This is a genomic window from Streptomyces sp. NPDC107581 (assembly GCF_055657175.1).
On record NZ_JBVKBH010000006.1, the window covers coordinates 275,646 to 301,416 of the forward strand.

Consider the following 25,771-nt stretch of genomic DNA (forward strand, 5'->3'; position numbering starts at 1 on the left):
ACCAGGCGTTCTGGTTGCCCCTGTGCCGTCCTTGTATCCGTGTGACATGCATCCGGCCGTGCGTCCGGGCCGGCAACCCAGGTGACCCTACGACAACTTGCCGTGCATGGGGACCCGTTCATGCCCGGTTTTCACCGATTGGCCAACTTCCGTTGCTCCGGCCGTCCGGGGGCGGCACGCACGCATACTGGACAGACGTGACCACCGGTTCCGGTACGACGCCGGCGATGTGTTCCAGGGGGCCCTGTTGCCGTTCACGCTCAGCCATGCGGCGGCCGTCCTGCCGGCCATCCGGCAGGACGGCCGCGGCCGGGGCCTGCTGGCACCCGCCGTGCTCGTCGCGGGCTCCTTCGCGCCCGACATGACCTATTACGCGGCGAGTGTCCTGCCGGGCGGGATGGAGTTCGGGACGGTCACCCACTCCTTCGCCGGTGTGGTGGGCGTCGACGTGCTCATCTCCTGGGCGCTCGTGGGGCTGTGGCTGCTCGTCCGGGAGCCGCTGGTGGCGCTGCTGCCCCGGGCCGGGCAGGGGCGTCCGGCGGCACTGCTGCGCTGCGGTGCGCCACGCACGCCCGTACGGGCCGCTTCCGTGCTGCGCTGGTACGTCTCCGCGGTGCTCGGCGCGCTGACGCATGCCGTGTGGGACGCGTTCACGCATCACGACCGGTGGGGGTCGCGGCTGGTTCCGGCCCTCCGGCGGAGCCCGGCGGGCATGCCGCTGTACTCGTGGCTGCAGTACGGCACGTCCGCGGTGGCCGCCGTGGTGATCGCCGTGTGGCTGTCAGCTGCGCTGCGGCGGGCGCCTGGCGGTGAGCCGGCGGGGGTGCCCGTGCTGTCCGTACGAGACCGGTGGCGGGCCGTCGCCGTGATCGGCGGCTGCGCCCTGGCGGGGGCGGTGCAGCGGGCGTCGCAGTGGTGGGAGTACCGGGGTGCGAACGCCCGGCCGTGGGATCTGGTGCCCACGCTGTGCTTCGGGGTGGGCACCGGGCTGGTCCTCGGGGTCCTGGTGTACGCCGCCGGGGTCAGGATGTGGCGCCCGGCCCCGGTTCCGGGCGGTCCCGGCGGGGTGGCCGGTGCGGAGCGGGGCCGGCCGGTGGCCCGGTGACGGGAGCCGCGAGGACAGGGGCCACGAAGACGGTGAGGGTGCGCCGCGGACGGGCTCTCGGGATCAGGGTGAGCAGGAGCGCGAGGTAGCCACGGGCCAGGTCCGCCCGGACGCGCCAGTCGGGGGCGGCGCCCCCCGCCCGGGTGGCCCGGGCGGCCCAGGCGGCCCGGGCGGCGAGCCGGCGCCGCAGGCCCGCCATGGCCCTGCGGGCCGTCGTGGCCAGGTCGACGGGGATGCGGGCGGTGCTTGCGTCGGCCGCGAGCGGCGGGACCGGCGAGGCAGGCGTGGCCTGGGCCGAGGCGGTGTCCGCCCACGCCGGCGGGCCGTTGCGTGCCTCGGGCGTCCGGCGGTGGAGCATGCGTATACCCATGCCCGCAGTGTTGCGGCTGCGGGGCTCGGGAGGCGTTCTGGCGGGGGCCACGTGAGTGACACGCCCTCTGGGGGTTCGGCCGGTTCGGGGGTGGGCGCGGGGTGGTGAGCAAGGCCGGGTGGTGGCCGGCGCCCGATGCTGAAGAGCGCTGGGTGGTGACCAGCGGCGGGGGCTGGAGAACGGTGGGGGCTGGAGAACGGCGGGTGCCGGAGAGCGGAGGGTGCCGGAGAGCGGCGGGTGGTGAGGAACGCCCGTTGGTGAAGATCGCTGGGTGGTGAATAACGCCGGGTGGTGCCGTGGGTTCGGCGCCGCCGGGATGTGGGGTGGGGGCGGATCGCCGTCGCGGCGGAGAGGTACGGGCCGGTGTGCGAGGAGCACCTCGGTGCCTGTCCGTGCGCACGGCAGGGCCCGGGGGCGCGGGGTGGGGCGCGGGGTCGGGCGCAGGGTGGTGAAGGGCGTTGTCCCGGGGTGGGACAACGCCCTTCGGCGGGCTGCCGGAGGCTAGTGCGCCGCAGACTCCCAGTCGGGGCCGACGCCCACCGAGACGTCGAGGGGGGCCCTCAGGTGGACCGCGGAGGCCATCTCGCGGCGGACGATCTCCTCGGTGGCCGCACGCTCGCCGGGGGCGATCTCCAGGACGATTTCGTCGTGGACCTGGAGGAGCATGCGGGACTTGAGGTCCGCCTCGCGCAGGGCCCGGTCGACATGGAGCATGGCGATCTTGACGATGTCGGCCGCCGTGCCCTGGATCGGCGCGTTCAGGGCCATCCGCTCGGCCGCCTCGCGGCGCTGGCGGTTGTCGCTGTTGAGGTCGGGGAGGTAGCGGCGGCGCCCGAAGAGCGTCGCCGTGTAGCCCGTGGCCCGCGCCTCGTCGACGGCCCGGCGCAGATAGTCCCGTACGCCGCCGAAACGCTCGAAGTAGGTGTCCATCAGGGCGCGCGCCTCCGCCGCCTCGATGTTCAGCTGCTGGGAGAGACCGAAGGCGGAGAGGCCGTAGGCCAGGCCGTACGACATCGCCTTGATCTTGCGGCGCATCTCCGCGTCCACCGCGTCCCGCCCGACCGAGAAGACCTGCGAGGCGACCGTGGTGTGCAGGTCCTCCCCCGAGGTGAACGCCTCGATCAGGCCCTCGTCCTCGGAGAGGTGGGCCATCACCCGCAGCTCGATCTGGCTGTAGTCGGCGGTCATCAGGGACTCGAAGCCCTCACCGACCACGAAGCCGCGGCGGATCGCCCGGCCCTCGTCGGTGCGGACCGGGATGTTCTGCAGGTTCGGGTCCGTGGAGGACAGGCGGCCGGTCGCGGCCACCGTCTGGTTGAAGGTGGTGTGGATACGGCCGTCGCCGGCGACGGTCTTGATCAGACCCTCGACCGTGACGCGCAGCTTCGCCTGCTCACGGTGGCGGAGCATGATGACCGGCAGTTCGTTGTCGGTCTGGGTGGCGAGCCAGGCCAGGGCGTCGGCATCCGTGGTGTAGCCGGTCTTCGTCTTCTTCGTCTTGGGCAGGGCCAGCTCGCCGAAGAGGACCTCCTGGAGCTGCTTGGGCGAGCCCAGGTTGAACTCGCGGCCGGCGGCGGCGTGCGCCTCCTTCACGGCCTGCTGCACGGCCCCGGCGAACATCTGCTCCATCGCCTCGAGGTGCGCGCGGTCGGCCGCGATGCCGTGGCGCTCCATGCGGGCGAGCAGGGCGGACGTGGGCAGCTCCATGTCCTGCAGGAGATCGGCGGCACCGACCTCCTGGAGGCGGTCCGCAAAGGCATCGCCCAGGTCGAGCACGGCACGGGCCTGGATCATCAGCGCCTCGGCCTCCGCACCGTCGTCCGCGCCGAAGGCCAGCTGGCCGTCGGCCGCGGCGGCGGGGGCCAGCTCGCGGTGCAGGTACTCCAGGGACAGCGCATCCAGGTCGAAGGAGCGGCGGCCCGGCTTGACCAGGTAGGCGGCGAGCGCGGTGTCCATGCCCACGCCCTCGATGCTCCAGCCGTGCTCGGCGAAGACGCGCATGGCGCCCTTGGCGTTGTGGAACACCTTGGGCCGGGCGGCGTCGGCCAGCCAGGCCGCGAACGCGTTCTCGTCGGCCTCGTCCAGCTCGGCGGGGTCGAACCAGGCGGCCGCTCCCCCGGCCGCGGCAAGGGCGACCTCGGCGACCGAGCCGGTACCCAGCGCCCAGGTGCCGACCGTGGCGACACCGAGGGCCCCGGTGCCGTGCTCGGCCAGCCAGGGGGCCAGCTCGCCGCTGCCGAGGATCTCGCCGTCCACTTCCACGCCGTCCGCCGCGACCGGGGCGACCTCGGCCTCCTCGGCGCCCGGGTCGACGGCGTAGAGCCGCTCGCGCAGGGACGGGTTGCGGATCTCCAGGGTGTCCAGGATCATCGCGACGGCCTTGCGGTCGTACGCGGCCCGCTCCAGGTCGGTGACCGTCTTCGGCAGCTCGACCTGGCGCTCCAGCTCGGTGAGGACGCGGTTGAGCTTGACCGACTCCAGGTGGTCGCGGAGGTTCTGCCCGGCCTTGCCCTTGACCTCGTCGACGCGCTCGACCAGCTCGGCGAACGAGCCGAACTGGTTGATCCACTTCGCGGCGGTCTTCTCGCCGACCCCGGGGATGCCGGGCAGGTTGTCGGACGGGTCGCCGCGCAGGGCCGCGAAGTCCGGGTACTGGGTGGGCGTCAATCCGTACTTCTCGAGAACCTTCTCCGGGGTGAAGCGGGTCAGCTCGGAGACGCCCTTCGTCGGGTACAGCACCGTCGTGTTCTCGGTCACCAGCTGGAAGGAGTCGCGGTCGCCGGTGACGATCAGCACCTCGAACCCCTCGGCCTCGGCCTGGGTGGCGAGCGTGGCGATGACGTCGTCCGCCTCGAAGCCCTCGACGGCGAAGCGCGGTGCGTGCATCGCGTCGAGCAGCTCACCGATCAGTTCGACCTGGCCCTTGAACTCGTCCGGGGTCTTGGAGCGGTTCGCCTTGTACTCGGTGAACTGCTCGGAGCGCCAGGTCTTGCGGGAGACGTCGAAGGCCACCGCGAAGTGGGTGGGCGCCTCGTCACGCAGGGTGTTGGCCAGCATCGACGCGAAGCCGTAGATCGCGTTCGTCGGCTGGCCCGTCGCGGTCGTGAAGTTCTCCGCGGGCAGCGCGAAGAACGCGCGGTAGGCCAGCGAGTGCCCGTCCATGAGCATCAGCCGGGGTCGGGTGTCGCCGGGGGTCTTGTCGGTCTTCTTCGATGCTGTCTCTGCCACGCCCCCGATCCTGCCACGGCCCACTGACACTCCGGTGCGGGCGGCTCCGCCCGGGCCGTGGAGCTTCTGCACATGCAGCTCGGCAGAGCGGGCGGTGCGGGCAGTGCAGGCGGTCCGGGCAGTGCGGGCGGTCCGGGAAGAGCGAGCGTTGCGGAACGGGCAGAACCGTGCAGAACGAGCAGAGCAGACGGAACGGGTGGAGTAGGCAGCGCAGGCGGCGCAGGGCTTCAGGAGAACGCGGCCGCGTGGTCGGCGGCGAACCGCGCGAACGTCCGGGCCGGCCTGCCGAGGATCGCCGGCAGGTCCCCGGACAGCCAGGCCGCCTCGCCCGCGGCGATCAGGCTGACCGCGTGGGCGTTCATCGCGGCCGTCGCCTCCGGCACACCCACGCTCATCATCGCCCGCTCGTCCTCCTCTCTCGTGCGCTCGCTGAACACGATCGGACGGTCGAGCACCCGCGCGAGCGCCGCCGCCACGTCGGCATAGGACAGCAGCTCGGACCCGGTGAGCAGGTAGGTCCTCCCGAGGTGCGGGCGGGGCGAAGCGACGATCCGCGCGGCCACGGCCGCCACGTCGCGGGTGTCGACGAAGCCGACCTGCCCGGCACCGGCGGAGGAGCCGAAGCCGCCGGTCGCCGCGATCGCGGGTGCCGGCATGAGGAGGTTCTGCATGTAGAAGTTGTTGCGCAGGACGCCGTCCAGGACGAACTCCTCGCCGGCCTCGACACCACCGAGCGGCAGCAACTCCAGGCCCTGATGGCCAAGCTGCTCGACAGCCACAAGCCGCAGCCGGCCTGACGGCACCTGGTGCCGCGCCCCCGCCCGCACCGGGGAAGAAAGGAGCGGCCACGCTCCGCCCCCTGACAAGGCAGGCCCACCGCTCGTGTGCGTGAAGCCCCGGCAGGGCAGGCTTACCGCTCCTGCCCCTGAAGCCCCGGCAGAGCAGGCCCACCGTGCCCGTCCCTGAAGCCCCGGCAGGACAGGCCCACCTCTCCAGGTCGGCGGCGGCCCCTGCCGGGGTCGGCCCGGCACCCCGGCCTGTCGGTGGCCCGTGGGAGGATCGGGACCGTACTACTCACACGCAGTCGAAGGGGAGCGTGCGATGGCGACGAAGCCGCCCACGGGTGATCCGGTTCAGGACGCGCCGCAGGTCGCGGAGCCGAAGCATGCGGCGGCGGGGCTGCCCGCCATCGGGCACACCCTGCGCATCGCCCAGCAGCAGATGGGTGTGAAGCGCACCGCGCTGACCCTGCTGCGTGTGAACCAGAAGGACGGCTTCGACTGCCCGGGCTGTGCCTGGCCGGAGCCGGACCACCGGCACAAGGCGGAGTTCTGCGAGAACGGCGCCAAGGCGGTGGCCGAGGAGGCCACCCTGCGCCGGGTCACACCCGAGTTCTTCGCCGCGCACTCCGTCGCCGACCTGGCCACCAGGAGCGGCTACTGGCTGGGGCAGCAGGGGCGGCTCACGCACCCCATGTACCTCCCCGAGGGGGCGGAGCACTACGAGCCCCTCAGCTGGGAGCGTGCCTTCGACATCATCGGCGAGGAGATCTCCGCCCTCGGCTCCCCCGACGAGGCCGTCTTCTACACCTCGGGGCGGACCAGCAACGAGGCTGCGTTCCTGTACCAGCTCTTCGCGCGCGAGCTGGGCACCAACAACCTTCCCGACTGCTCGAACATGTGCCACGAGTCGTCCGGCTCGGCGCTCTCCGAGACCATCGGCATCGGCAAGGGCAGCGTCCTGCTGGAGGACCTCTACAAGGCCGACCTGATCATCGTCGCGGGGCAGAACCCGGGGACGAACCATCCGCGCATGCTCTCGGCACTGGAGAAGGCCAAGGCCAACGGCGCGAAGATCATCAGCGTCAACCCGCTGCCCGAAGCCGGCCTGGAGCGGTTCAAGAACCCGCAGACCCCGCAGGGCATGCTCAAGGGCGCCGCGCTCACCGATCTGTTCCTGCAGATCCGCATCGGCGGCGACCAGGCCCTCTTCCGCCTCCTGAACAAGCTGATCCTGGAGACGGACGGCGCGGTCGACGAGGCGTTCGTGCAGGAACACACCCATGGGTACGAGGAGTTCGCCGGCGCCGCGAAGGCCGCCGACTGGGACGAGACGCTCACGGCGACCGGCCTCACGCGCGCGCAGATCGAGGAGACCCTGCGGATGGTGCTCGCCTCCCGGCGGACCATCGTCTGCTGGGCGATGGGCCTGACCCAGCACAAGCACTCCGTCCCGACCATCCGAGAGGTGGTCAACTTCCTGCTGCTGCGCGGCAACATCGGCCGTCCGGGCGCGGGCGTGTGCCCGGTGCGCGGCCACTCCAACGTGCAGGGCGACCGCACGATGGGCATCTTCGAGCGGCCCGCCCCGGCCTTCCTGGACGCGCTGGAGAAGGAGTTCGGGTTCGCGCCGCCGCGCGAGCACGGCTTCGACGTCGTACAGGCGATCCGGGCGCTGCGCGACGGCGCGGCGAAGGTGTTCTTCGCGATGGGCGGCAACTTCGTCGCCGCCTCCCCCGACACGGAGGTCACCGAGGCGGCCATGCGGCGCGCCCGGCTGACCGTGCACGTGTCGACCAAGCTGAACCGCTCGCACGTGGTCACGGGCGCGCGCGCCCTGATCCTGCCGACGCTCGGCCGTACCGAACGCGATCTGCAGGGCAGTGGCGAGCAGTTCGTCACCGTCGAGGACTCCATGGGCATGGTGCACGCCTCGCGCGGGCGCCTCGCGCCGGCGAGCCCGCAGCTGCTGTCCGAGCCGGCGATCGTGTGCCGGCTGGCGCGCCGGGTGCTCGGCACGGACAGCACGGTGCCGTGGGAGGAGTTCGAGAAGGACTACGCGACGATCCGCGACCGTATCGCGCGCGTGATCCCCGGCTTCCAGGACTTCAACGCGCGCGTGGCCCGCCCCGGCGGCTTCACGCTGCCGCACGCCCCGCGCGACGAGCGCCGCTTCCCGACGGCGACCGGCAAGGCGAACTTCACGGCGGCGCCGGTGGAGTTCCCGGAGCTGCCCGAGGGCCGGCTGCTGCTGCAGACGCTGCGCTCGCACGACCAGTACAACACCACGATCTACGGCCTGGACGACCGCTACCGGGGCATCACGAACGGCCGCCGGGTGGTGCTGGTGAACCCGGAGGACGCGCGGGCCCTGGGCATCACCGAGGGGTCGTACGTCGACCTGGTGAGCGAGTGGCGGGACGGCGTGGAGCGCCGGGCGCCGGGCTTCCGCGTCGTGCACTATCCGACGGCCCGGGGCTGTGCGGCGGCCTACTACCCGGAGACCAATGTGCTGGTACCGCTGGACGCCACCGCCGACACCAGCAACACCCCGGCGAGCAAGTCGGTCGTGGTCCGCCTCGAAAGCCGGCAGGACCCCGCGGAGCGCCGTCTGGAACAATCGGCGACCGACTGAGCGTTTGCTCAGCCACCAGACAGCGTACGACGAACGGAGCCGGGCCCATGGGTGAGCAGCAGCAGGTGAAATTCCCGCAGGAGGTCATCGACGAGTACGCCGCGCTCGGCATCGACCTGCCCGCACTGTTCTCGGCGGGCCACCTCGGGGCGCGGATGGGCGTGCAGATCGTGGAGGCCTCGGCGGAGCGGGTCGTCGGGACGATGCCGGTGGAGGGCAACACTCAGCCCTACGGCCTGTTGCACGGGGGCGCCTCCGCGGTGCTGGCGGAGACCCTGGGTTCGGTCGGCTCCATGCTGCACGGCGGCATCTCGAAGATCGCGGTCGGCGTGGACCTGAACTGCACGCATCACCGCGGGGTCCGCTCGGGCCTGGTCACCGGTGTGGCCACGCCCGTGCACCGGGGCCGGTCGACGGCGACGTACGAGATCGTGATCAGTGACGAGGAGGGCCGCCGGGTGTGCAGCGCCCGGCTGACCTGCCTGCTGCGGGACGTACGCGGGGGCGACGAGGCGCACGTCCACCGGACCCACGCCTGACAGTGTCCCGGCGGGGCCGTCGGGCCCCGCCGAGCCGTCACGCCCTGTCGACGGAGCCGCCCGGACGGCGGGATCATTCCTGCCGCAGTCGCCCGCGCGACAGGACCGCTCTCTTTCGCCATCTCCCGGGCGACAAGACCGCTCCCCACCCACGACCGCCCGCGCGACAGGACCGTTCCCTGCCGTGACCGGCCGTTGCGGTGCGGAGCCAGAAGGGGCGGGCAAGCGGCCGTCGCGGCCCATGAGTTGACGGGCCGCCGGGGCCGCCGGGGCGCTCACGCCCAGGGTCGGTGTACGGCGAGCGCCCGGCCCGGACAGCACGCACCACCGCCCCGCACCGCGCGCCCCACACCGCACGCACCACCGCCCCGCACCGCGCGCCCCACACCGCACGCACCACCGCCCCACACCGCGCGCCCCACACCGCACGCCCCGAGCACCACGCCCCGCACGCCCCGCACCCCGCACCCGCGTCGTGCCGCCCCCGCCGCCGCAACCCCCTCGCGGGCGGCACCACTTGGCCGCGCCCCCTTGCAGGGAAATGCGAAGAAGTTCCGAAGCCTGGACTCCCTTTCCTCGGTGTAACTCTACGTAATACGCGTGCAATACACATTCGTGGTTTGACTCCCGGTTCCCACGGCGCGCAACTCCCCTCGGCAGCCCCGAAAGTCGCCCGCAGCAACAGTGGCGCGTAATCACCAAAACCGCCGAGACGCCTGAACAGATCTTGGCGAGTCCTGCAGGTTCTCAGAATGCGGACGGGGCGAATCGGACTGAATTCCTGCTTTCCCCCCACGCTGTACCGCTCTGCATTACCTCGTGTCATAACAAGAGCGTCACAGCCTTGGTCAAGCCCTCCTCCACGTTCCCCACACACGCTTAGAGTCACGGCCAGTCACCGCTCCATCGGGAGTTCGGTACCGGCGCGGCACCCCCCGTCCCCTGAAGAGGGGCGGACGTGCCTGCGGAAAGGATCGATTGTGCGACAGCGTTCTCTGGTGATTCTTACCTCCGTGCTGACCACCGGAGCTCTGACCCTCACCGCATGTGGCTCCCGCGACAAGGACAGCAAGGGCGGCGACAGCGGCAACGTGACGGTCACGATCGGCGTCGACGCCCCGCTGACCGGCCAGAACTCCGCGACGGGCCTCGGCATCCAGTACGGCGCGCAGATCGCCGTCGACGACGCCAACAAGAACAAGACCGTCCCCGGTGTCACCTTCAAGATCAAGGCTCTGGACGACAAGGCGATCCCCGCCACCGGCCAGCAGAACGCCACCCAGCTCGTCTCCGACAAGAGCGTGCTCGGTGTCGTCGGCCCGCTCAACTCCGGTGTGGCCACGCAGATGCAGCAGGTCTTCGCCACGGCCAACCTGGTGCAGATCTCCCCGTCCAACACCGCGCCCGAGCTGACCCAGGGCAAGAACTGGCAGACCAGCAAGTCCCGCCCGTTCAAGACCTACTTCCGCACCGCGACCACCGACGCGCTGCAGGGTGCCTACGCGGCGGACTACGCCTACAACGGCATCCACAAGAAGAAGGCGTTCGTCGTCGACGACAAGCAGACCTACGGCGCGGGCCTCTCCAAGATCTTCAAGGAGCAGTTCGTCAAGCAGGGCGGCAAGATCGCCGGCACCGACCACATCAGCGTGGGGGACCGCGACTTCTCCACCCTGGCCACCAAGATCAAGAACTCGGGCGCCGACCTGCTCTACTACGGCGGCCAGTACGACGAGTCCGAGGTGCTGACCAAGCAGCTCAAGGACGCCGGTGCCAAGATCCCGCTGTTCGGCGGCGACGGCATGTTCACCCCGACCTACATCAAGACCGCCGGCAAGTCCGCCGAGGGCGACCTGGTGACCTCGATCGGCGTTCCTGTCGACACCCTGCCCGCCGCCAAGGAGTTCGTGGCCACCTACAAGGCCAAGAAGTACCCCGGTGACTACGGCACCTACGGCTCCTACGCCTACGACGCCACCACGGCGATCATCAAGGCCGTCGCCTCGGTCGTGAAGGACGGCAAGGTTCCGGACGACGCCCGCGCCAAGGTCGTCGAAGGCGTCCAGAGCAGCTCGTTCGACGGCATCTCCGGCAAGATCGCGTTCGACGAGTACGGCGACACCACGAACAAGCAGCTGACCGTCTACCAGGTCACCAAGGGCGAGTGGAAGTCCGTCAAGAGCGGCGTCGCCAACCCGAAGTAGTCCCAGCCGGACACTCCGCATCACCAGGGCCGCGCGGCGCAGACCACCGTCACCGCGCGGCCCGCCTTCTCCGCCCCCCTTGACTCTCCCCACCACATGGAGGCCATGCGGTGAACACCCTGCCGCAGCAGCTGGCCAACGGGCTGTTCCTCGGCTCGATGTACGGGCTGATCGCCATCGGTTACACGATGGTGTACGGCATCGTCCAGCTCATCAACTTCGCCCACGGCGAGATCTTCATGACCGGAGGTTTCGGCGCCCTCACGGTCTACCTCGTTCTGCCGGACGGCATATCCATGTGGATAGCCCTGCCGGCGATGCTCATCGGCGGCGCGCTGGTGGCCGTCCTCATCGCCGTCGGCGCCGAGCGCTTCGCCTACCGGCCACTGCGCGGCGCGCCACGCCTCGCCCCGCTGATCACCGCGATCGGCCTGTCGCTCGCTCTGCAGCAGGCGGTCTTCAACTGGTACCACGTCGACGGCGACGCCAAGTCCGCCCGGGTCTTCCCGCAGTTGCCGTTCGGCCCGCTGCACATCGGGTCCGTGACCGTGCAGAGCGGTGACGTCTTCCTGATCATCGCCGCCCCGCTGTGCATGGCGGTCCTCGCCTTCTTCGTCCGGCTCTCCCGCACCGGCCGTGCCATGCAGGCCACCGCCCAGGACCCGGACACCGCCCAGCTGATGGGCATCGACACCAACCGCATCATCGTCATCGCCTTCGCGATCGGCGGCTTCTTCGCGGCCGTCGCCGGTGTGTCGTACGGCCTCAAGTACGGTTCCGTCTCCTACGACATGGGCTTCATCGCCGGTCTGAAGGCGTTCACCGCGGCCGTCCTCGGCGGCATCGGCAACATCTACGGCGCCATGCTCGGCGGTCTCGTCCTCGGCGTGGCCGAGGCCATGGCCACCGCCTACATCTCCGACATCCCTGGCATGCAGCAGCTCGGCGGAGGCGGCTGGGCCGCCGTGTGGGCCTTCGTCCTCCTCATCCTCGTACTGCTGTTCAGGCCACAGGGCCTGCTCGGCGAACGCGTCGCGGACAGGGCGTGAGCAGCATGACCGACACCACCACCAAGGCACCGGCCGCGGTCGGCCGCGGGCCTGTCCCGCTGCCGACCGCCGTGGCCCGGCTGCTCATCGCGGTCGGCGCCGTGGGCACCATCGCCAGCACCTTCCTCAGCTGGACCTGGACGCCCGATTTCCCCGGCGACCTGACCGTCTACGGCTACCCGGCGGGCCTGCAGATCCTGGCCCTCGTGGGCGGCGCCCTCACCCTGCTGTTCGGGCTCACCCTGTGGAACGTGAAGGGGCTGCGCTGGCTGAACCCGGCCGACGCCACCTCCCCCGTTCTGCTGACGGCCCTGTCGGCGTTCGCCGTCTGCTGGTTCACCGGCATCGCCATCGCCGTCGACCTCGGCGGCCTGGTCAACCTCGACCCGGGCGCGTACGTGGCCATGCTGGCCTCCGCGCTGCCCGTCGTGGGCGCCCTCGCGCTGCCCCACCCGGCTCCCGGCACCGGTTTCCGCGGCTACCTCACCAAGCCCGAGCAGCCCCGCCCCGGCAAGCTGTCGCCGCTCGCCGAGCGCGGCATCATCACCGCCGGCACCGCCATCGCCCTGGTGGCCTTCACCTACGGCATCGGCATCGACAACGACGCAAGCGAGACCTTCATCGGCTTCCTGCTCCTGTTCGTCTTCGCCGCCTGGGCCCTGATGCACACCGGTCTCGTCGACCGCTTCGCGACGCTCTCCGCCCAGCACAAGGCGTTCGCCTCCTCGCTCGCCTTCGTCGCCGCGGTGATCTTCCCCTTCACCCAGAGCGACGACCACAACGCCAACGTCGGCGTGAACATCCTGATCTTCGCCACCGTCGCCCTCGGCCTGAACATCGTCGTCGGCCTCACCGGTCTGCTCGACCTGGGTTACGTCGCGTTCCTCGGCGTCGGCGCCTACGCGGCCGCCCTGGTCTCCGGCTCGGAGTACTCCCGGTTCTCCGGCGTGCACTTCCCGTTCTGGGCCGCGGCCCTGACCGGCATGGCCGCCTCCCTGGTCTTCGGTGTGCTGATCGGTGCGCCGACCCTGCGGCTGCGCGGCGACTACCTGGCCATCGTCACGCTCGGCTTCGGTGAGATCTTCCGCATCACCGTCAACAACCTCGACGGCGACTCCGGACCGAACATCACCCGCGGCCCCAACGGCATCACCCAGATCCCGGACCTGAACATCTTCGGGTTCAACCTGGGCGAGGCACACGACATCGGCGGGTTCACCCTGGGCCGGTTCGCCAACTACCTGTTCCTGATGCTCATCGTCACGGCGATCGTCGTGCTCGTCTTCACCCGCGCCTCCGACTCCCGTATCGGCCGTTCCTGGATCGCCATCCGCGAGGACGAGACCGCCGCCACCGCCATGGGCATCAACGGCTTCCGCGTCAAGCTGGTCGCCTTCGCCCTCGGCGCCTCCCTCGCGGGCCTCGCCGGCACCGTGATGGCGCACGTCAACTACAGCGTGAACCCGCAGCCGTACCAGTTCGCGGGCGCCGCCCCGCCCAACTCGGCCTTCCTGCTGGCCGCCGTCGTCCTCGGCGGCATGGGCACCGTCAGCGGCCCGCTGCTCGGCGCGAGCGTGCTCTACCTGGTCCCGGAGAAGCTCCAGTTCCTGCAGAACTACGAGCTGTTCGCCTTCGGCATCGCGCTGATCCTGCTGATGCGGTTCCGGCCGGAGGGCATCATCGCCAACCGCCGCCGCCAGCTGGAGTTCCACGAGACCGGCCAGCTCGACGTACCGGCGCAGACGACGCTGACCGACGATCCGGCCGTCACCAAGGCAGGGGCGTGAGAACCATGACGACACCTGTACTCGAGGCCCGTGACGTCACGATGCGCTTCGGCGGTCTGACCGCCGTCCGGTCCGTCGACTTCACGGTCAACAGCGGCGAGATCGTCGGCCTCATCGGCCCGAACGGTGCCGGCAAGACCACTTTCTTCAACTGCCTCACCGGTCTGTACATCCCCACCGAGGGCACGGTCGCCTACCAGGGCAAGGTGCTGCCGCCCAAGCCGCACCTGGTGACGCAGGCGGGCATCGCCCGTACGTTCCAGAACATCCGGCTCTTCGCCAACATGACCGTCCTGGAGAACGTCCTCGTGGGCCGCCACACGCGGACCAAGGAGGGCCTGTGGTCCGCGCTGCTGCGCGGCCCCGGTTTCCGCAAGGCCGAGAAGGAGTCCGAGGCGAAGGCCATGGAACTCCTGGAGTTCGTCGGCCTCGCCGCCAAGCGCGACCACCTGGCGCGCAACCTGCCCTACGGCGAGCAGCGCAAGCTGGAGATCGCCCGGGCACTGGCGAGCGAGCCGGGCCTGCTGCTGCTCGACGAGCCGACGGCCGGCATGAACCCGCAGGAGACCCGGACCACCGAGGAACTGGTCTTCGCCATCCGGGACCGGGGCATCGCCGTCCTCGTCATCGAGCACGACATGCGCTTCATCTTCAACCTGTGCGACCGGGTCGCCGTGCTCGTGCAGGGCGAGAAGCTCGTCGAGGGCACCTCCGACGTCGTCCAGGCCGACGAGCGCGTCGTCGCCGCCTATCTGGGTGAGCCCTTCGAGGGCGATCCCGGAGAGGCGGAGGCCGCCGAGGTCGAGGCCGCCGAGGCAGCGGCCGGGGCGGACACGGCAGCCACCGGACCCGCCGAGACCGACACGGCAGCTTCCGAGGCCGACGCGGCTGCGACCGGCGCGGCTACGGCCGAGGCCGGCGCGGCGGACGCCGAGGGCACGGGGGACGCCGGACCGTCCGGCGAGGAGAGCACCGGGGCGGACAGCACCACCGGCACCACCAAGGGAGAGACCCCGTGACCGCACTGCTGGAGGTCGAGGACCTCAGGGTCGCCTACGGCAAGATCGAGGCCGTCAAGGGCATCTCGTTCAGCGTCGAGGCCGGCCAGGTCGTCACCCTCATCGGCACCAACGGCGCCGGCAAGACGACGACGCTGCGCACACTGTCGGGTCTGCTCAAGCCCGTTTCGGGAAAGATCGTCTTCGACGGCAAGCCGCTCGCGGGCGTCCCGGCGCACAAGATCGTCGCGCTCGGGCTCGCTCACTCCCCCGAGGGTCGGCACATCTTCCCGCGCCTGACCATCACAGAGAACCTCCAGCTCGGCGCCTTCCTCCGCAAGGACAAGGACGGCATCGAGAAGGACATCCAGCGCGCCTACGACCTCTTCCCCATCCTCGGGGAGCGCAGGAAGCAGGCCGCCGGCACCCTCTCGGGCGGTGAGCAGCAGATGCTGGCGATGGGCAGGGCACTGATGTCCCGGCCCAAGCTGCTGATGCTGGACGAGCCCTCGATGGGCCTGTCGCCGATCATGATGCAGAAGATCATGGCCACGATCTCCGAGCTGAAGTCCCAGGGCACGACGATCCTGCTGGTCGAGCAGAACGCCCAGGCGGCGCTCTCGCTCGCCGACCAGGGCCATGTCATGGAGGTCGGCAACGTCGTCCTGTCCGGCACGGGCCAGGATCTGCTGCACGACGAGTCGGTGCGCAAGGCGTACCTCGGCGAGGACTAGACGCTCCGCCGCGGACGCCGTTGCGAGCCGTGGGTCGTCCGCGGCCTGCCGCGCAGTTCACCGCGCTCCTTGTGGGCGACGAGGCCCGCGCCCCTCTTCTCCGGGGCGCGGGCCTCGTCGTTCCGGTGCGGCCGGTGCGTGCCGGTACCGCCGGTGCGTACCTGTACCGCCAGTGCGTACCTGTACCGCCAGTGCGTTCATGCGCGGCCGGTGCGTGCCGGTACCGCCGGTGGATTCATGCGCGGCCGGCTCGTTCAAGTGCGGCCCGGTGCGTTCAAGTGCGGCGTTCAGCCCTTCTTGGCGGCCTTCTTCTCGTCGCTGTCCGCGATGACGGCCTCGGCGACCTGCTGCATCGACATCCGGCGGTCCATCGAGGTCTTCTGGATCCAGCGGAACGCGGCGGGCTCGGTCAGCCCGTACTCGGTCTGCAGGATGGACTTCGCGCGGTCGACCAGCTTGCGGGTCTCCAGCCGCTGGGTGAGGTCGGCGACCTCCTGCTCCAGCTGCTTCAGCTCGGTGAACCGGGAGACGGCCATCTCGATGGCCGGTACGACGTCGCTCTTGCTGAACGGCTTCACCAGATAGGCCATCGCGCCGGCGTCGCGGGCCCGTTCCACCAGGTCACGCTGCGAGAAGGCGGTGAGCATCAGGACCGGGGCGATGGACTCCTCGGCGATCTTCTCGGCCGCGGAGATGCCGTCCAGCTTGGGCATCTTCACATCGAGGATCACCAGGTCCGGCTTGTGCTCCCGGGCCAGCTCCACGGCCTGCTCCCCGTCCCCCGCCTCGCCGACGACGGTGTACCCCTCCTCCTCCAGCATCTCCTTCAGGTCGAGCCGGATCAGGGCCTCGTCCTCGGCGATGACGACACGGGTCGTCAGCGGAGGCACGTGCGACCTGTCGTCGTCGGGCGCGTCTACGGGCTGGGGCGACTCGGCGGTCACGGGGGCTCCTCGTTCGGGGCAGGGGCGCTGCTTACAAGAGCCTACCTAGCTACGGTATGGTGGACGCGCGGAGGGTCGGGGGAAACCTTTGATTCTGCGAGCCCCGGTAGCCCAATTGGCAGCAGGCAACGGATTCAAAACCCGTACAGTGTCGGTTCGAGTCCGACTCGGGGCACTTTTCCTTGGATTCCAAGGTCAGTATTTCTGATGGGCCCCCAGCCGTGAGGGGCCCTTTGCCGTTCCCGGGGACCCTTTACCTCGGGCTGTCGTCCTCGCCGATGTGGTGCACCCGGACCATGTTGGTCGAGCCGGAGACACCGGGCGGGGAACCCGCCGTGATGACCACGACGTCACCCTTCCGGCAGCGGCCGTACTTCAGCAGCAGTTCGTCCACCTGGTCGACCATGGCGTCCGTGGAGTCGACGTGCGGACCGAGGAAGGTCTCCGCGCCCCAGGTCAGGCTGAGCTGGGAGCGGGTGGCCGGCTCCGGGGTGAAGGCCAGCAGCGGAATGGGCGAACGGTAGCGGGACAGCCGCCGGGCCGTGTCTCCCGACTGGGTGAAGGCCACCAGGAACTTCGCGCCGAGGAAGTCACCCATCTCGGCGGCGGCCCGGGCGACCGCGCCGCCCTGGGTGCGCGGCTTGTTCCGCTCGGTCAGCGGCGGCAGGCCCTTGGCGAGGATGTCCTCCTCGGCCGCCTCCACGATCTTCGCCATGGTCCGCACGGTCTCGATCGGGTACTTGCCGACGCTGGTCTCGCCGGAGAGCATCACCGCGTCCGTGCCGTCGATGACCGCATTGGCCACGTCCGAGGCCTCGGCGCGGGTCGGGCGGGAGTTGTCGATCATCGAGTCCAGCATCTGGGTGGCCACGATGACCGGCTTGGCGTTGCGCCGGGCGAGCTTGATGGCGCGCTTCTGCACGATGGGCACCTGCTCCAGCGGCATCTCCACGCCCAGGTCGCCGCGCGCGACCATGATGCCGTCGAAGGAGGCGACGATGTCGTCGATCGCGTCGACGGCCTGCGGCTTCTCGACCTTGGCGATCACCGGGAGGCGGCGGCGCTCCTCGTCCATGATGCGGTGGACGTCCTCGGCGTCCTTGCCGCTGCGGACGAAGGACAGCGCGATGACGTCGAAGCCGGTGCGCAGCGCCCAGCGCAGGTCGTCCTCGTCCTTCTCGGAGAGGGCGGGCACCGAGACGGAGACGCCGGGGAGGTTGAGGCCCTTGTGGTCGGAGATCACACCGCCCTCGACCACCCGGGTGTGCACCCGGGGTCCGTCGACGGCCGTGACCTCCAGGCAGACCTTGCCGTCGTCCACGAGGACGCGCTCACCCGGGGTGACGTCGGCGGCGAGGCCGGCGTAGGTGGTGCCGCACCGGTGGCGGTCGCCCTCGACGCCCTCCTCCACAGTGATCGTGAACGAGTCGCCGCGTTCAAGGAGTACGGGTCCTTCACTGAAACGGCCGAGCCGGATCTTCGGACCTTGAAGGTCGGCGAGGATTCCGACGCTGCGGCCGGTTTCGTCGGCCGCCTTCCGTACGCGCTGGTAACGCTCCTCGTGCTCGGCGTGAGTGCCGTGGCTGAGGTTGAAGCGGGCGACGTCCATTCCCGCCTCGACCAATGCCTTGATCTGGTCGTACGAGTCGGTGGCGGGCCCAAGAGTACAGACGATCTTTGCTCGGCGCATGATTCGAGCCTAGGCCTTACCCGCCGGTAGAGAATCCGGGCTACATGACCACTCAACAACCTTTGCGTAAAGGGTTATTGACAAGTGTTGAATTGTGCGGCGACCCGCTCCTATGAGCGATTCTTTTCGGGCGTCGGTTCCCGGCCCGTGCAATTCACAGCCGCGGCGGCAGCATCGTGAATTGCGCACTGATCTGGGCGGTCACCCGTTGGCGTGCGGGTTCCAGGTCGAGGGGCTCGACCTCCTCCGCCGTGTCGGCCATGCTCATGCGCCGGACGCCCTGCCCGAAGGCCGCCCGTGCGGCCCGCGGGCGCTCGGTGCCGGTGTCCGCCAGTTCGATCAGGGCGGCGACCGAGGTACCCAGGGCCTCGGCGTACTCCCGGGCCCGCTGGACGGCGTCGGCGACCGCCCGCCGCCGGGCCTCGGCATGCACCGGCGAGCCGGGGCGCAGGGACCACCAGGGGCCGTCCACCCGGGTCAGCTCCAAGTCCGCCAGGCGGGTGGTCAGTTCACCGAGGACGGCGAAGTCGGCGAACTCGGCGCCGATCAGGACCCGGCCCTGGTAGCTGCGCACCCGCTCGCCCCGGCCGCGCTCGGTCAGCTCCGGGGTGATGGAGAAGGCCCCGGTGGACAGCTCCTCCACCGCGTCCCCGTAGGACTTCACGAGGTCGAGGACGGCGGCGTTGCGACGGGTGAGGTCGTCGAGCGCGGAGCGCCGGTCGCGGCCGCGGGCGCTCACGGTCACGCCGACCCGGGCGACCTCGGGGTCGACCTCGAGTTCGGCCTCGCCACGGACCACGAGGAGGGGCGCGTCGGGGGTGCCGTACGGGACGGTGGCCGCAGAGGTCATACGCCCCACTGTGTCACGCGCCTCCCGCACCGGCGGCCGGAGTTCGCCCATCCCTCACCGGCGACCGAGGTGTGCCCCCTTCCCTCACCGGCGGCCGGGGTCTGCCCTTCCCGCCTCGGCGGCCGGAGCCTGCGTCCCCGCCTCGGCGGCCGGAGTTCATGCGATCGGTCACCTGATCGCAACCTCATGGACCTGTTGCCGCGCGTCATGCTCAGGTCAGAATCTACGCGCGTCGTTGACCATTCCACGAGGAGATCAAGAGATGCCATTGAACCGCCGGAAGTTCCTGAAGAAGTCCGCCGCGACCGGGGCGGGAGCGGCGATCGCGGGAGCGGCTGCCGCTCCGGCGGCCGAGGCGGCACCGGCGGCGCGGCCCGCCCGGCACGTGAAGCGGTACTCCCTCACCGTCATGGGCACCACCGACCTGCACGGCAACGTCTTCAACTGGGACTACTTCAAGGACGCGGAGTACTCCGACAAGGCGGGCAACGCCATGGGCCTGGCCCGGATCTCGACCCTGGTCGACCAGGTCCGCGAGGAGAAGGGCCGCTGCAACACGCTGCTGCTGGACGCCGGCGACACGATCCAGGGCACCCCGCTGGCGTACTACTACGCCAAGGTCGACCCGATCACCGCCAAGGGCGGCCCGGTGCACCCGATGGCACAGGCGATGAACGCGATCGGGTACGACGCGGCGGCGCTCGGCAACCACGAGTTCAACTACGGCATCGAGACGCTGCGCAAGTTCCAGGACCAGCTGCGCTTCCCGCTGCTCGGCGCCAACGCGGTCGACGCGAGGACGCTCAGGCCGGCCTTCCCGCCCTACGTCATCAAGACGTTCCACGTCCACGGCGCCCCGCCGGTCAAGGTCGCCGTGCTCGGCCTGACCAACCCCGGCATCGCGATCTGGGACAAGGCCTATGTGCAGGGCAGGCTGGCGTTCGAGGGCCTGGAGGAGCAGGCCGCGAAGTGGGTGCCGAAGCTGCGCTCCCTCGGCGCGGACGTGGTCGTCGTCTCGGCGCACTCGGGCACCTCCGGCACGTCCTCGTACGGCGACCAGGTGCCCTATGTGGAGAACGCGGCCGCCAACGTGGCCCGGCAGGTGCCCGGCATCGACGCGATCCTGGTCGGCCACGCACATGTGGAGATCCCGGAGCTGAAGGTCACCAACGAGCGGACGGGCAGGACGGTCGTCCTCTCCGAGCCGCTTTGCTACGCCGAACGGCTGACCCTCTTCGACATCGAGCTGGTGTTCAGCAAGGGCGAGTGGACGGTGGAGTCGGTCTCCGCCTCGCTGCGCAACTCCAACACGGTCGCCGACGACCCGAAGATCACCAGGCTGCTGAAGGACGAGCACGCGAAGGTCGTCGCGTACGTCAACCAGGTGGTGGGCCGCGCGACCGAGACCCTGACCACGGTCGAGGCCCGCTACAAGGACGCTCCGATCATCGACCTGATCACCAAGGTCCAGGAGGACGTGGTCAAGGCCGCGCTGGCCGGCACCCCGTACGCCTCGCTGCCGGTGATCGCGCAGGCCTCGCCGTTCTCCCGGACCTCCGCGATCCCGGCCGGCGACGTGACCGTCCGGGACCTGTCGAGCCTGTACGTGTACGACAACACGCTGGTCGCCAAGCTGCTGACGGGCGCGCAGGTGCGGGCGTACCTGGAGTACTCGGCGGAGTACTACGTCCGGACGGCCGCCGACGCCGCCGTCGACGTGGAGAAGCTGACGAACGAGGGCGGCCGTCCGGACTACAACTACGACTACGTCTCGCGCCTGTCGTACGACATCGACATCGCCCAGCCGGCCGGGTCGCGGATCAAGAACCTCACCTTCCACGGCGCCGCGCTGGACGACACCCAGCAGTTCGTGTTCGCGGTGAACAACTACCGCGCCAACGGCGGCGGAGCCTTCCCGTACGTCGCCTCGGCCAAGGAGCTGTGGTCGGAGTCGACGGAGATCCGCACCCGGATCGCCGAGTGGGTCACCGCCAAGGGCGTCCTGGACCCGAAGGACTTCGCGTCCGCGGACTGGAGGCTGACGCGGAACGGAACGCCGGTGTTCTAGGACCGGCCGGCTCCTTTCCGGCGCTGTCCGCTCGTCACCTTCCCCCGACGAGCGGAGTCAGCGGTGTCGCCTGCCGGGTCTGCGGGACCCGGTGCCCCGGCTCCTGAAGTCCGAACGTGGTGAAAGCCGTTCGGGCGGGCAGCGGATAGGGCTCCTTCCCGGTCAGGGAGTTGAGGATGGTGGCGCTGCGCCAGGCGGCGAGGCCGAGGTCGGGGGCGCCGACGCCGTGGGTGTGCAGCTCGGCGTTCTGGACGTAGACCGATCCGGTGACCGAGGGGTCCAGGACCAGCCGGAACTCGGCGTCGATGCGCGGTCTTTCGCCGCTGTCACGGCGCAGGTAGGGGTCGAGCCCGGCCAGGATGCGGTCGAGGGGGCGCTGGCGGTAGCCGGTGGCGAGGACGACGGCGTCGGTGGTGAGCCGGGAGCGGCTGCCCTGTTCCAGGTGTTCCAGGTGGAGTTCGACCTTGGTGGTGGCGATGCGTCCGGCGGTGCGGACACGGACACCCGGGGTGAGGACGGCCTCGGGCCAGCCGCCGTGCAGGGTGCGCCGGTACAGCTCGTCGTGGATCGCGGCGAGCGTGCCGGCGTCGATGCCCTTGTGCAGCTGTCCCTGGGCGGCGACGAGCCGGTCGCGGACGGGTTCGGCGAGGGCGTGGAAGTAGCGGGTGTAGTCGGGGGTGAAGTGCTCCAGGCCGAGCTTGGAGTACTCCATCGGCGCGAACGCCTCGCTGCGGCCGATCCAGTGCAGTTTCTCGCGGCCCGCGGGGCGGTGCCGCAGCAGGTCGAGAAAGACCTCGGCGCCGGACTGTCCGGAGCCGACGACGGTGACGTGGTCGGCGGCGAGGACGGCGGCACGGTGGTCGAGGTAGTCGGCGGCGTGGACGACCGGGACGCCGGACGCCTCCACGAGGGGCTTGAGGGGGTCGGGCACGTAGGGCGCGGTGCCGACGCCGAGGACGACGTTGCGGCTGAAGGTGCGGCCCGTGGACTCGGCCTCGCCCTCGGCGTCGAGCTGGGTGAAGTCGACCTCGAACACGTCGCGTTCGGGGTTCCAGCGGACGGCGTCGACCTGGTGGCGGAAGCGCAGCCCGGGCAGCTGCTGGGAGACCCAGCGGCAGTAGGCGTCGTACTCGGCGCGATGGATGTGGAAGTGCTCGGCGAAGTAGAAGGAGAAGAGCCGCTCCCGGCCGCGCAGGTAGTTGAGGAAGCTCCAGGGGCTGGTGGGGTCGGCGAGCGTCACCAGGTCGGCGAGGAAGGGCACTTGGATGGTGGCGCCCTCGATGAGCAGGCCGGGGTGCCAGTCGAAGCCGGGGCGCTGTTCGTAGAAGACGGCGTCGAGTTCGGCGAGCGGGTGGGCGAGGGCCGCGAGGGAGAGGTTGCACGGTCCGATGCCGATGCCGACCAGGTCGCGGGGGGAGTCCGGCTCATGGAGTGGGGGGGTGGTCATCTGGAGGTCGTTCCTTCGGGGGTCGTTCCTTCTGGGGCCGTTCCTTGAGGGGCCGTTCCTTCTGCGAGTGCGAGGAGCCGGGCCAGTTCGTCCGGCAGGGTGTGCGGGTTGAGGAGGGTGGCCTTGAGCCAGAGGCGGCCGTCGAGGCGGGCCCGGCCGAGGACGGCCCGGCCCTCGTACAGCAGCCTGCGGCGTACGGCGGCCACGGCGGCGTCGTCCGCCTCGACGGGCCTGAACAGGACCGTGCTGATGGCGGGCCGGTCGTAGAGCTCGAAGCCGGGGTGGTCCTCGACGAGGGCGGCGAAGGCGCGGGCGCGCGCGCAGACCTGGTCGACCAGGGCGCCGAGGCCGCTGCGGCCCAGTGTCTTCAGCGTGACGGCGATCTTGAGGATGTCCGGGCGGCGGGTGGTGCGCAGGGAGCGGTCGAGCAGGTCGGGCAGTCCGGCTTCGGTGTCGTCCCCGGCGTTGAGGTAGTCGGCGTGCTGGTGGAGGACGGCGAGTTCGCGGGGCCGGGCGACGGCGAGCAGGCCGGCGGCGACCGGCTGCCAGCCGAGTTTGTGCAGGTCGAGGGCGACGGTGTGGGCGGCTTCGAGCCCGGCGAGCTTCTCGCGGTGCCGTTCGCTGAAGGCGAGGCCCCCGCCGTAGGCGGCGTCGACGTGCAGACGGGCGCCGTGGGCGGTGCACAGGCCGGCGATCTCCGGGATCGGGTCGATGAGGCCGGCGTCGGTGGTGCCGGCGGTGGCCGCGACCAGTATCGGACCGGAGAGCGTGGTGAGGGCCTCGTGCAGGGCGGCGGGGTCGAGGAGGCCGTTCGGGGAGGGGACGACGACCGGGTCGGGCAGGCCGAGCAGCCAGGCGGCCCGCGGCAGGGAGTGGTGGGCGCCCGCCCCGCAGACCAGTCGGACGCTGCCGCCGTGCGCCTCGCGGGCGAGCAGCAGGGCGAGCTGGTTGGACTCGGTGCCGCCGGTGGTGACCAGGGCGTCGGCGAGGCCGATCTCGTGCGCGAGGGCGCGGGTGACCTCGGCCTCCAGCGCGGAGGCGGCCGGGGCCTGGTCCCAGGAGTCCAGCGAGGGGTTGAGGGCGCTCGCGGCGAGGTCGGCGGCGGTGGCGACGGCGAGCGGCGGGCAGTGCAGGTGGGCCGCGCACAGCGGGTCGGCGGGGTCGGCGGCGCCCTCGGCGAAGAGGTGCACGAGGGTACGCAGGGCGCCGGGGTCGCCGTCCTCCGGCAGCACCTCCCCCAGGACGTCCGCGACGCGTGCGGTGACGCTCGGGGGCCCTCCGGCGGGCAGCGGTCCGCCGCGGGCCAGCCGGCCGGCCGCGAGGGCGTCGAGAACGGTGTCCAGGAGCGGACGGAGGGCTTCTGGGCCGTCCGGTCCTGAGGCGAGGGGCGGCGTACTCATGGGCTCTCCTCCGGGGCGCGGGGGCAAGGTCGACGTCCGTGCGGTTGCCGGCTTGTACGGCGCTCTCTGCACGAGGGTTCGACTACGGGGACGGGAGCTTGCGTACGAGGGTCGTGTACGGGGGCTTCTGTACGGGGACTTCCAGCTTGTACGGGAAGAGGGCCGCGCGTCCGTAAAGCCCAACGACCGGAACCCGAAAGTGGGTACTGCCGTACGGGGAAAACGCGTTGGAGCGTGACGGCCCGCGGCTAACGTCGGTCGGATGGTTGACGCATGGATGATCGAGGTGCCCGGTGAACGGGTGGTGGTGCGTGCGCCCTCTCCCGCGGACGAGGCGCCGCTGCTGACGCTCTTCGAGGAGTGCGAGGACTGGTTCGTGGCGGCGACCGGGCTGCCGTCGGGGCCGGGTGACGTGCAGAGCCTGTTCTACGCGCTGCCCCGGGGTGCGCGCCCCGAGGACAAGGTGCTCCTGGTGCTGGAGCGGGACGGCGTGGTCGCGGGTCTGGTGGACGCCGTCCGGGACCATCCTGAGCCCGGTGCGGTGGCCGTGGGCCTGTTCCTGCTGGCGCCCTGGGCACGTGGGCGGGGTCTCGGGCGCGCGCTGGCCGAGGCCCTGCTGGCCCGGGCCGGGGCCGTGTCCCTGGTCACGGCGACGGTCCCGGCCGGCTGGCACTCCGGTGCGCGCTTCCTGGAGCGGCTCGGTTTCACCCTGGACGCCGCCGCGCCGGCTGCCCCGGGGGCGGGCAACCGGCGGACAGGACCGCGCGAAGGAGCCGTACGACGGGCCGAGTTGCGCCCCGGCGGCTAGGGCGGGCCGGGGCGGCGTCCCTGTTGCCGGGGCGGCGCCCCTGCCGCCGGGGCGGCGTTCCTGTTGCCGGGGCGGCGTTCCTGTTGCCGGGGCGGCGTTCCTGTTGCCGGAGCCGCGTTCCTGTTGCCGGAGCCGCGTTCCTGTTGCCGGAGCCGCGTCCGGGCGGCCACGGCCCGGCACCGCCGTGGCCGGGGCCGCGTCCCGGCGGCTAGCGCTGGGGGCGGAAGTCCTCGGCGTGGTCGTGGGCCCACTGGGCGAAGGTGCGGGCGGGGGCGCCGGTGGCCTTCTCGACCGTGTCGGTGATCTCCGGTGGGACGCCGCGGCTCGCCTCGAAGGTCTGCAGCAGCCGGTCGAGCACGGGCGGCGGCACGTGCGGGAACAGTTCCGCTCCCGCGTCCTGCGGCGGCACCTCGGCGAAGGTCAGCTCCCGGCCCACGGCCCGCCCGATCGCCGCGACCTGGTCGGCGTTGCTGGTCGCCGCGGGGCCGGTCAGCCGGTGCGCGGCGCCCTCGTGGCCGTCGTCCAGCAGGGCGCGCTCGGCGACGGCGGCGATGTCGTCCTCGTGGATGGGTGCGCTCAGCGCGTCCGCGAAGACACCGCGGACGGCGCTCTCGCCGGCGCGGATCTGCGGCGCCCACTGGAGGGCGTTCGTGGCGAACGCGTTGGGCCGCAGGAACGTCCGGGCGAGCCCGCTCTCACGGACCTGCCGCTCGACGTCGGCGTGCATGACGTGGATGGGGTGGGTCTCGTCGGCGCCCTCCTGGATGATCCCGCTGGAGAGCATCACCACGTGCCGCACCCCGTGCTCACGGGCCGCCTCCAGCAGGGCGGCCGTGCCGGCCTGGGCGTAGAGGAAGAGTTTCGTCGCTCCGGCGAACAGGGCGGCGGGCTCGTCCGGGTCGAACCGCACCACCTCCGCCCGCTCGGGCAGGCCGGCCCGCCGCGGGTCGCGGGTCAGCGCCCGCACGGGCGCGCCGGCGGCGAGAAGACGTCCGACAAGGGCACGGCCGACGTTGCCGGTCGCACCGGTCACTACGATCACGGATCTGCCTCCGGGGGCTCGGGCTGATCGTCCTTGGCCCGCTCGAGCCTAGGAGGAGGATCGGCCCGCCGCATCGTCTGCAGGGACCAGCCGT

General features: G+C 71.1%; 19 protein-coding genes and 1 tRNA gene. 11 read left to right on the plus strand and 9 right to left on the minus strand.

Annotated features, from left to right (window positions below; genetic code table 11):
* The first annotated feature begins 247 nt into the window (after positions 1-247).
* Positions 248-1,105: a DUF4184 family protein gene (locus ACZ7P3_RS17435; protein WP_472082463.1), complete on the plus strand. Its 858-nt coding sequence runs from the start codon at positions 248-250 to the stop codon at positions 1,103-1,105.
* Here the strand turns inward: ACZ7P3_RS17435 and ACZ7P3_RS17440 are convergent.
* The 3 genes from ACZ7P3_RS17440 to ACZ7P3_RS17450 form a co-directional block, all read right to left on the minus strand.
* Positions 1,023-1,475: a hypothetical protein gene (locus ACZ7P3_RS17440; protein WP_472082465.1), complete on the minus strand. Its 453-nt coding sequence runs from the start codon at positions 1,473-1,475 to the stop codon at positions 1,023-1,025. The genes ACZ7P3_RS17435 and ACZ7P3_RS17440 overlap by 83 nt on opposite strands.
* A 501-nt stretch (positions 1,476-1,976) precedes the next feature.
* Entirely contained in the window at positions 1,977-4,703 is a 2,727-nt protein-coding gene (polA, locus tag ACZ7P3_RS17445) for a DNA polymerase I (RefSeq protein ID WP_472082466.1), read from the minus strand.
* A gap of 227 nt (positions 4,704-4,930) precedes the next feature.
* A complete protein-coding gene (locus ACZ7P3_RS17450) occupies positions 4,931-5,482 on the minus strand; it encodes a Rossmann-fold NAD(P)-binding domain-containing protein (protein WP_472082468.1) in 552 nt (183 codons plus the stop codon).
* Positions 5,483-5,804: 322 nt separating this feature from the next.
* On the opposite strand from ACZ7P3_RS17450, the gene ACZ7P3_RS17455 reads away from it, so the two are divergent.
* The 7 genes from ACZ7P3_RS17455 (at position 5,805) to ACZ7P3_RS17485 (ending at position 15,428) form a co-directional block, all read left to right on the plus strand.
* Entirely contained in the window at positions 5,805-8,117 is a 2,313-nt protein-coding gene (locus ACZ7P3_RS17455; protein ID WP_472082470.1) for an FdhF/YdeP family oxidoreductase, read from the plus strand.
* A gap of 47 nt (positions 8,118-8,164) precedes the next feature.
* Complete coding sequence (locus ACZ7P3_RS17460) at positions 8,165-8,656, plus strand: PaaI family thioesterase (protein ID WP_472082472.1); 492 nt, start codon at positions 8,165-8,167, stop codon at positions 8,654-8,656.
* A 980-nt stretch (positions 8,657-9,636) separates the two neighbouring features.
* Positions 9,637-10,860, plus strand: coding sequence for a branched-chain amino acid ABC transporter substrate-binding protein (locus ACZ7P3_RS17465; RefSeq protein WP_472082474.1), 1,224 nt, complete (start codon positions 9,637-9,639; stop codon positions 10,858-10,860).
* Positions 10,861-10,970: 110 nt separating this feature from the next.
* Positions 10,971-11,909, plus strand: a complete 939-nt coding sequence (locus ACZ7P3_RS17470; protein ID WP_362680158.1) for a branched-chain amino acid ABC transporter permease — start codon at positions 10,971-10,973, stop codon at positions 11,907-11,909.
* 5 nt (positions 11,910-11,914) lie between these two features.
* The gene (locus ACZ7P3_RS17475; protein WP_472082981.1) at positions 11,915-13,696 is read left to right on the plus strand and encodes a branched-chain amino acid ABC transporter permease; all 1,782 of its coding nucleotides are present in this window, start codon (positions 11,915-11,917) and stop codon (positions 13,694-13,696) included.
* A gap of 5 nt (positions 13,697-13,701) precedes the next feature.
* A complete protein-coding gene (locus ACZ7P3_RS17480) occupies positions 13,702-14,715 on the plus strand; it encodes an ABC transporter ATP-binding protein (RefSeq protein WP_472082477.1) in 1,014 nt (337 codons plus the stop codon).
* Positions 14,712-15,428, plus strand: coding sequence for an ABC transporter ATP-binding protein (locus ACZ7P3_RS17485; protein WP_472082479.1), 717 nt, complete (start codon positions 14,712-14,714; stop codon positions 15,426-15,428). Before ACZ7P3_RS17480 ends, ACZ7P3_RS17485 begins: the two co-directional genes overlap by 4 nt.
* Positions 15,429-15,715: 287 nt before the next feature.
* On the opposite strand, the gene ACZ7P3_RS17490 is transcribed toward ACZ7P3_RS17485, so the two are convergent.
* Complete coding sequence (locus ACZ7P3_RS17490; protein ID WP_472082481.1) at positions 15,716-16,372, minus strand: ANTAR domain-containing response regulator; 657 nt, start codon at positions 16,370-16,372, stop codon at positions 15,716-15,718.
* Between the two features lie 100 nt (positions 16,373-16,472).
* Here ACZ7P3_RS17490 and ACZ7P3_RS17495 point away from each other — a divergent pair.
* Positions 16,473-16,547: transfer RNA gene (locus ACZ7P3_RS17495), tRNA-Leu, on the plus strand.
* 78 nt (positions 16,548-16,625) lie between these two features.
* Here the strand turns inward: ACZ7P3_RS17495 and pyk are convergent.
* Both pyk and ACZ7P3_RS17505 read right to left on the minus strand, forming a co-directional pair.
* The gene (pyk, locus tag ACZ7P3_RS17500; RefSeq protein WP_472082483.1) at positions 16,626-18,062 is read right to left on the minus strand and encodes a pyruvate kinase; all 1,437 of its coding nucleotides are present in this window, start codon (positions 18,060-18,062) and stop codon (positions 16,626-16,628) included.
* A 154-nt stretch (positions 18,063-18,216) separates the two neighbouring features.
* Positions 18,217-18,912 carry an SIMPL domain-containing protein gene (locus ACZ7P3_RS17505; RefSeq protein WP_472082485.1) on the minus strand — a complete coding sequence of 232 codons (696 nt, stop codon included), beginning with the start codon at positions 18,910-18,912 and terminating at the stop codon, positions 18,217-18,219.
* A 262-nt stretch (positions 18,913-19,174) separates the two neighbouring features.
* On the opposite strand from ACZ7P3_RS17505, the gene ACZ7P3_RS17510 reads away from it, so the two are divergent.
* Positions 19,175-20,980, plus strand: a complete 1,806-nt coding sequence (locus tag ACZ7P3_RS17510) for a bifunctional metallophosphatase/5'-nucleotidase (RefSeq protein ID WP_472082487.1) — start codon at positions 19,175-19,177, stop codon at positions 20,978-20,980.
* A gap of 34 nt (positions 20,981-21,014) precedes the next feature.
* Here ACZ7P3_RS17510 and ACZ7P3_RS17515 read toward each other — a convergent pair whose 3' ends face one another.
* On the minus strand, positions 21,015-22,427 hold the full coding sequence (locus ACZ7P3_RS17515) for a lysine N(6)-hydroxylase/L-ornithine N(5)-oxygenase family protein (RefSeq protein WP_472082489.1): 1,413 nt from the start codon (positions 22,425-22,427) through the stop codon (positions 21,015-21,017).
* Positions 22,424-23,827: a pyridoxal phosphate-dependent decarboxylase family protein gene (locus tag ACZ7P3_RS17520; RefSeq protein WP_472082491.1), complete on the minus strand. Its 1,404-nt coding sequence runs from the start codon at positions 23,825-23,827 to the stop codon at positions 22,424-22,426. The genes ACZ7P3_RS17515 and ACZ7P3_RS17520 overlap by 4 nt, the downstream gene beginning before the upstream one ends.
* 262 nt (positions 23,828-24,089) lie before the next feature.
* Between ACZ7P3_RS17520 and ACZ7P3_RS17525 the strand changes: the two genes are divergently transcribed.
* The gene (locus ACZ7P3_RS17525) at positions 24,090-24,635 is read left to right on the plus strand and encodes a GNAT family N-acetyltransferase (RefSeq protein ID WP_472082493.1); all 546 of its coding nucleotides are present in this window, start codon (positions 24,090-24,092) and stop codon (positions 24,633-24,635) included.
* A gap of 208 nt (positions 24,636-24,843) precedes the next feature.
* Here ACZ7P3_RS17525 and ACZ7P3_RS17530 read toward each other — a convergent pair whose 3' ends face one another.
* Positions 24,844-25,677: an NmrA family NAD(P)-binding protein gene (locus tag ACZ7P3_RS17530; RefSeq protein WP_472082495.1), complete on the minus strand. Its 834-nt coding sequence runs from the start codon at positions 25,675-25,677 to the stop codon at positions 24,844-24,846.
* Between the last annotated feature and the right edge of the window lie 94 nt (positions 25,678-25,771).

Coding starts and splice junctions, on each gene's coding strand:
- ACZ7P3_RS17440 (WP_472082465.1), bottom strand. CDS start 1,475: ATGGGTATACGCATGCTCCACCGCCGGACGCCCGAGGCACGCAACGGC.
- ACZ7P3_RS17455 (WP_472082470.1), top strand. CDS start 5,805: ATGGCGACGAAGCCGCCCACGGGTGATCCGGTTCAGGACGCGCCGCAG.
- ACZ7P3_RS17460 (WP_472082472.1), top strand. CDS start 8,165: ATGGGTGAGCAGCAGCAGGTGAAATTCCCGCAGGAGGTCATCGACGAG.
- ACZ7P3_RS17475 (WP_472082981.1), top strand. CDS start 11,915: ATGACCGACACCACCACCAAGGCACCGGCCGCGGTCGGCCGCGGGCCT.
- ACZ7P3_RS17480 (WP_472082477.1), top strand. CDS start 13,702: ATGACGACACCTGTACTCGAGGCCCGTGACGTCACGATGCGCTTCGGC.
- pyk (WP_472082483.1), bottom strand. CDS start 18,062: ATGCGCCGAGCAAAGATCGTCTGTACTCTTGGGCCCGCCACCGACTCG.
- ACZ7P3_RS17505 (WP_472082485.1), bottom strand. CDS start 18,912: ATGACCTCTGCGGCCACCGTCCCGTACGGCACCCCCGACGCGCCCCTC.
- ACZ7P3_RS17510 (WP_472082487.1), top strand. CDS start 19,175: ATGCCATTGAACCGCCGGAAGTTCCTGAAGAAGTCCGCCGCGACCGGG.
- ACZ7P3_RS17515 (WP_472082489.1), bottom strand. CDS start 22,427: ATGACCACCCCCCCACTCCATGAGCCGGACTCCCCCCGCGACCTGGTC.
- ACZ7P3_RS17520 (WP_472082491.1), bottom strand. CDS start 23,827: ATGAGTACGCCGCCCCTCGCCTCAGGACCGGACGGCCCAGAAGCCCTC.
- ACZ7P3_RS17525 (WP_472082493.1), top strand. CDS start 24,090: ATGGTTGACGCATGGATGATCGAGGTGCCCGGTGAACGGGTGGTGGTG.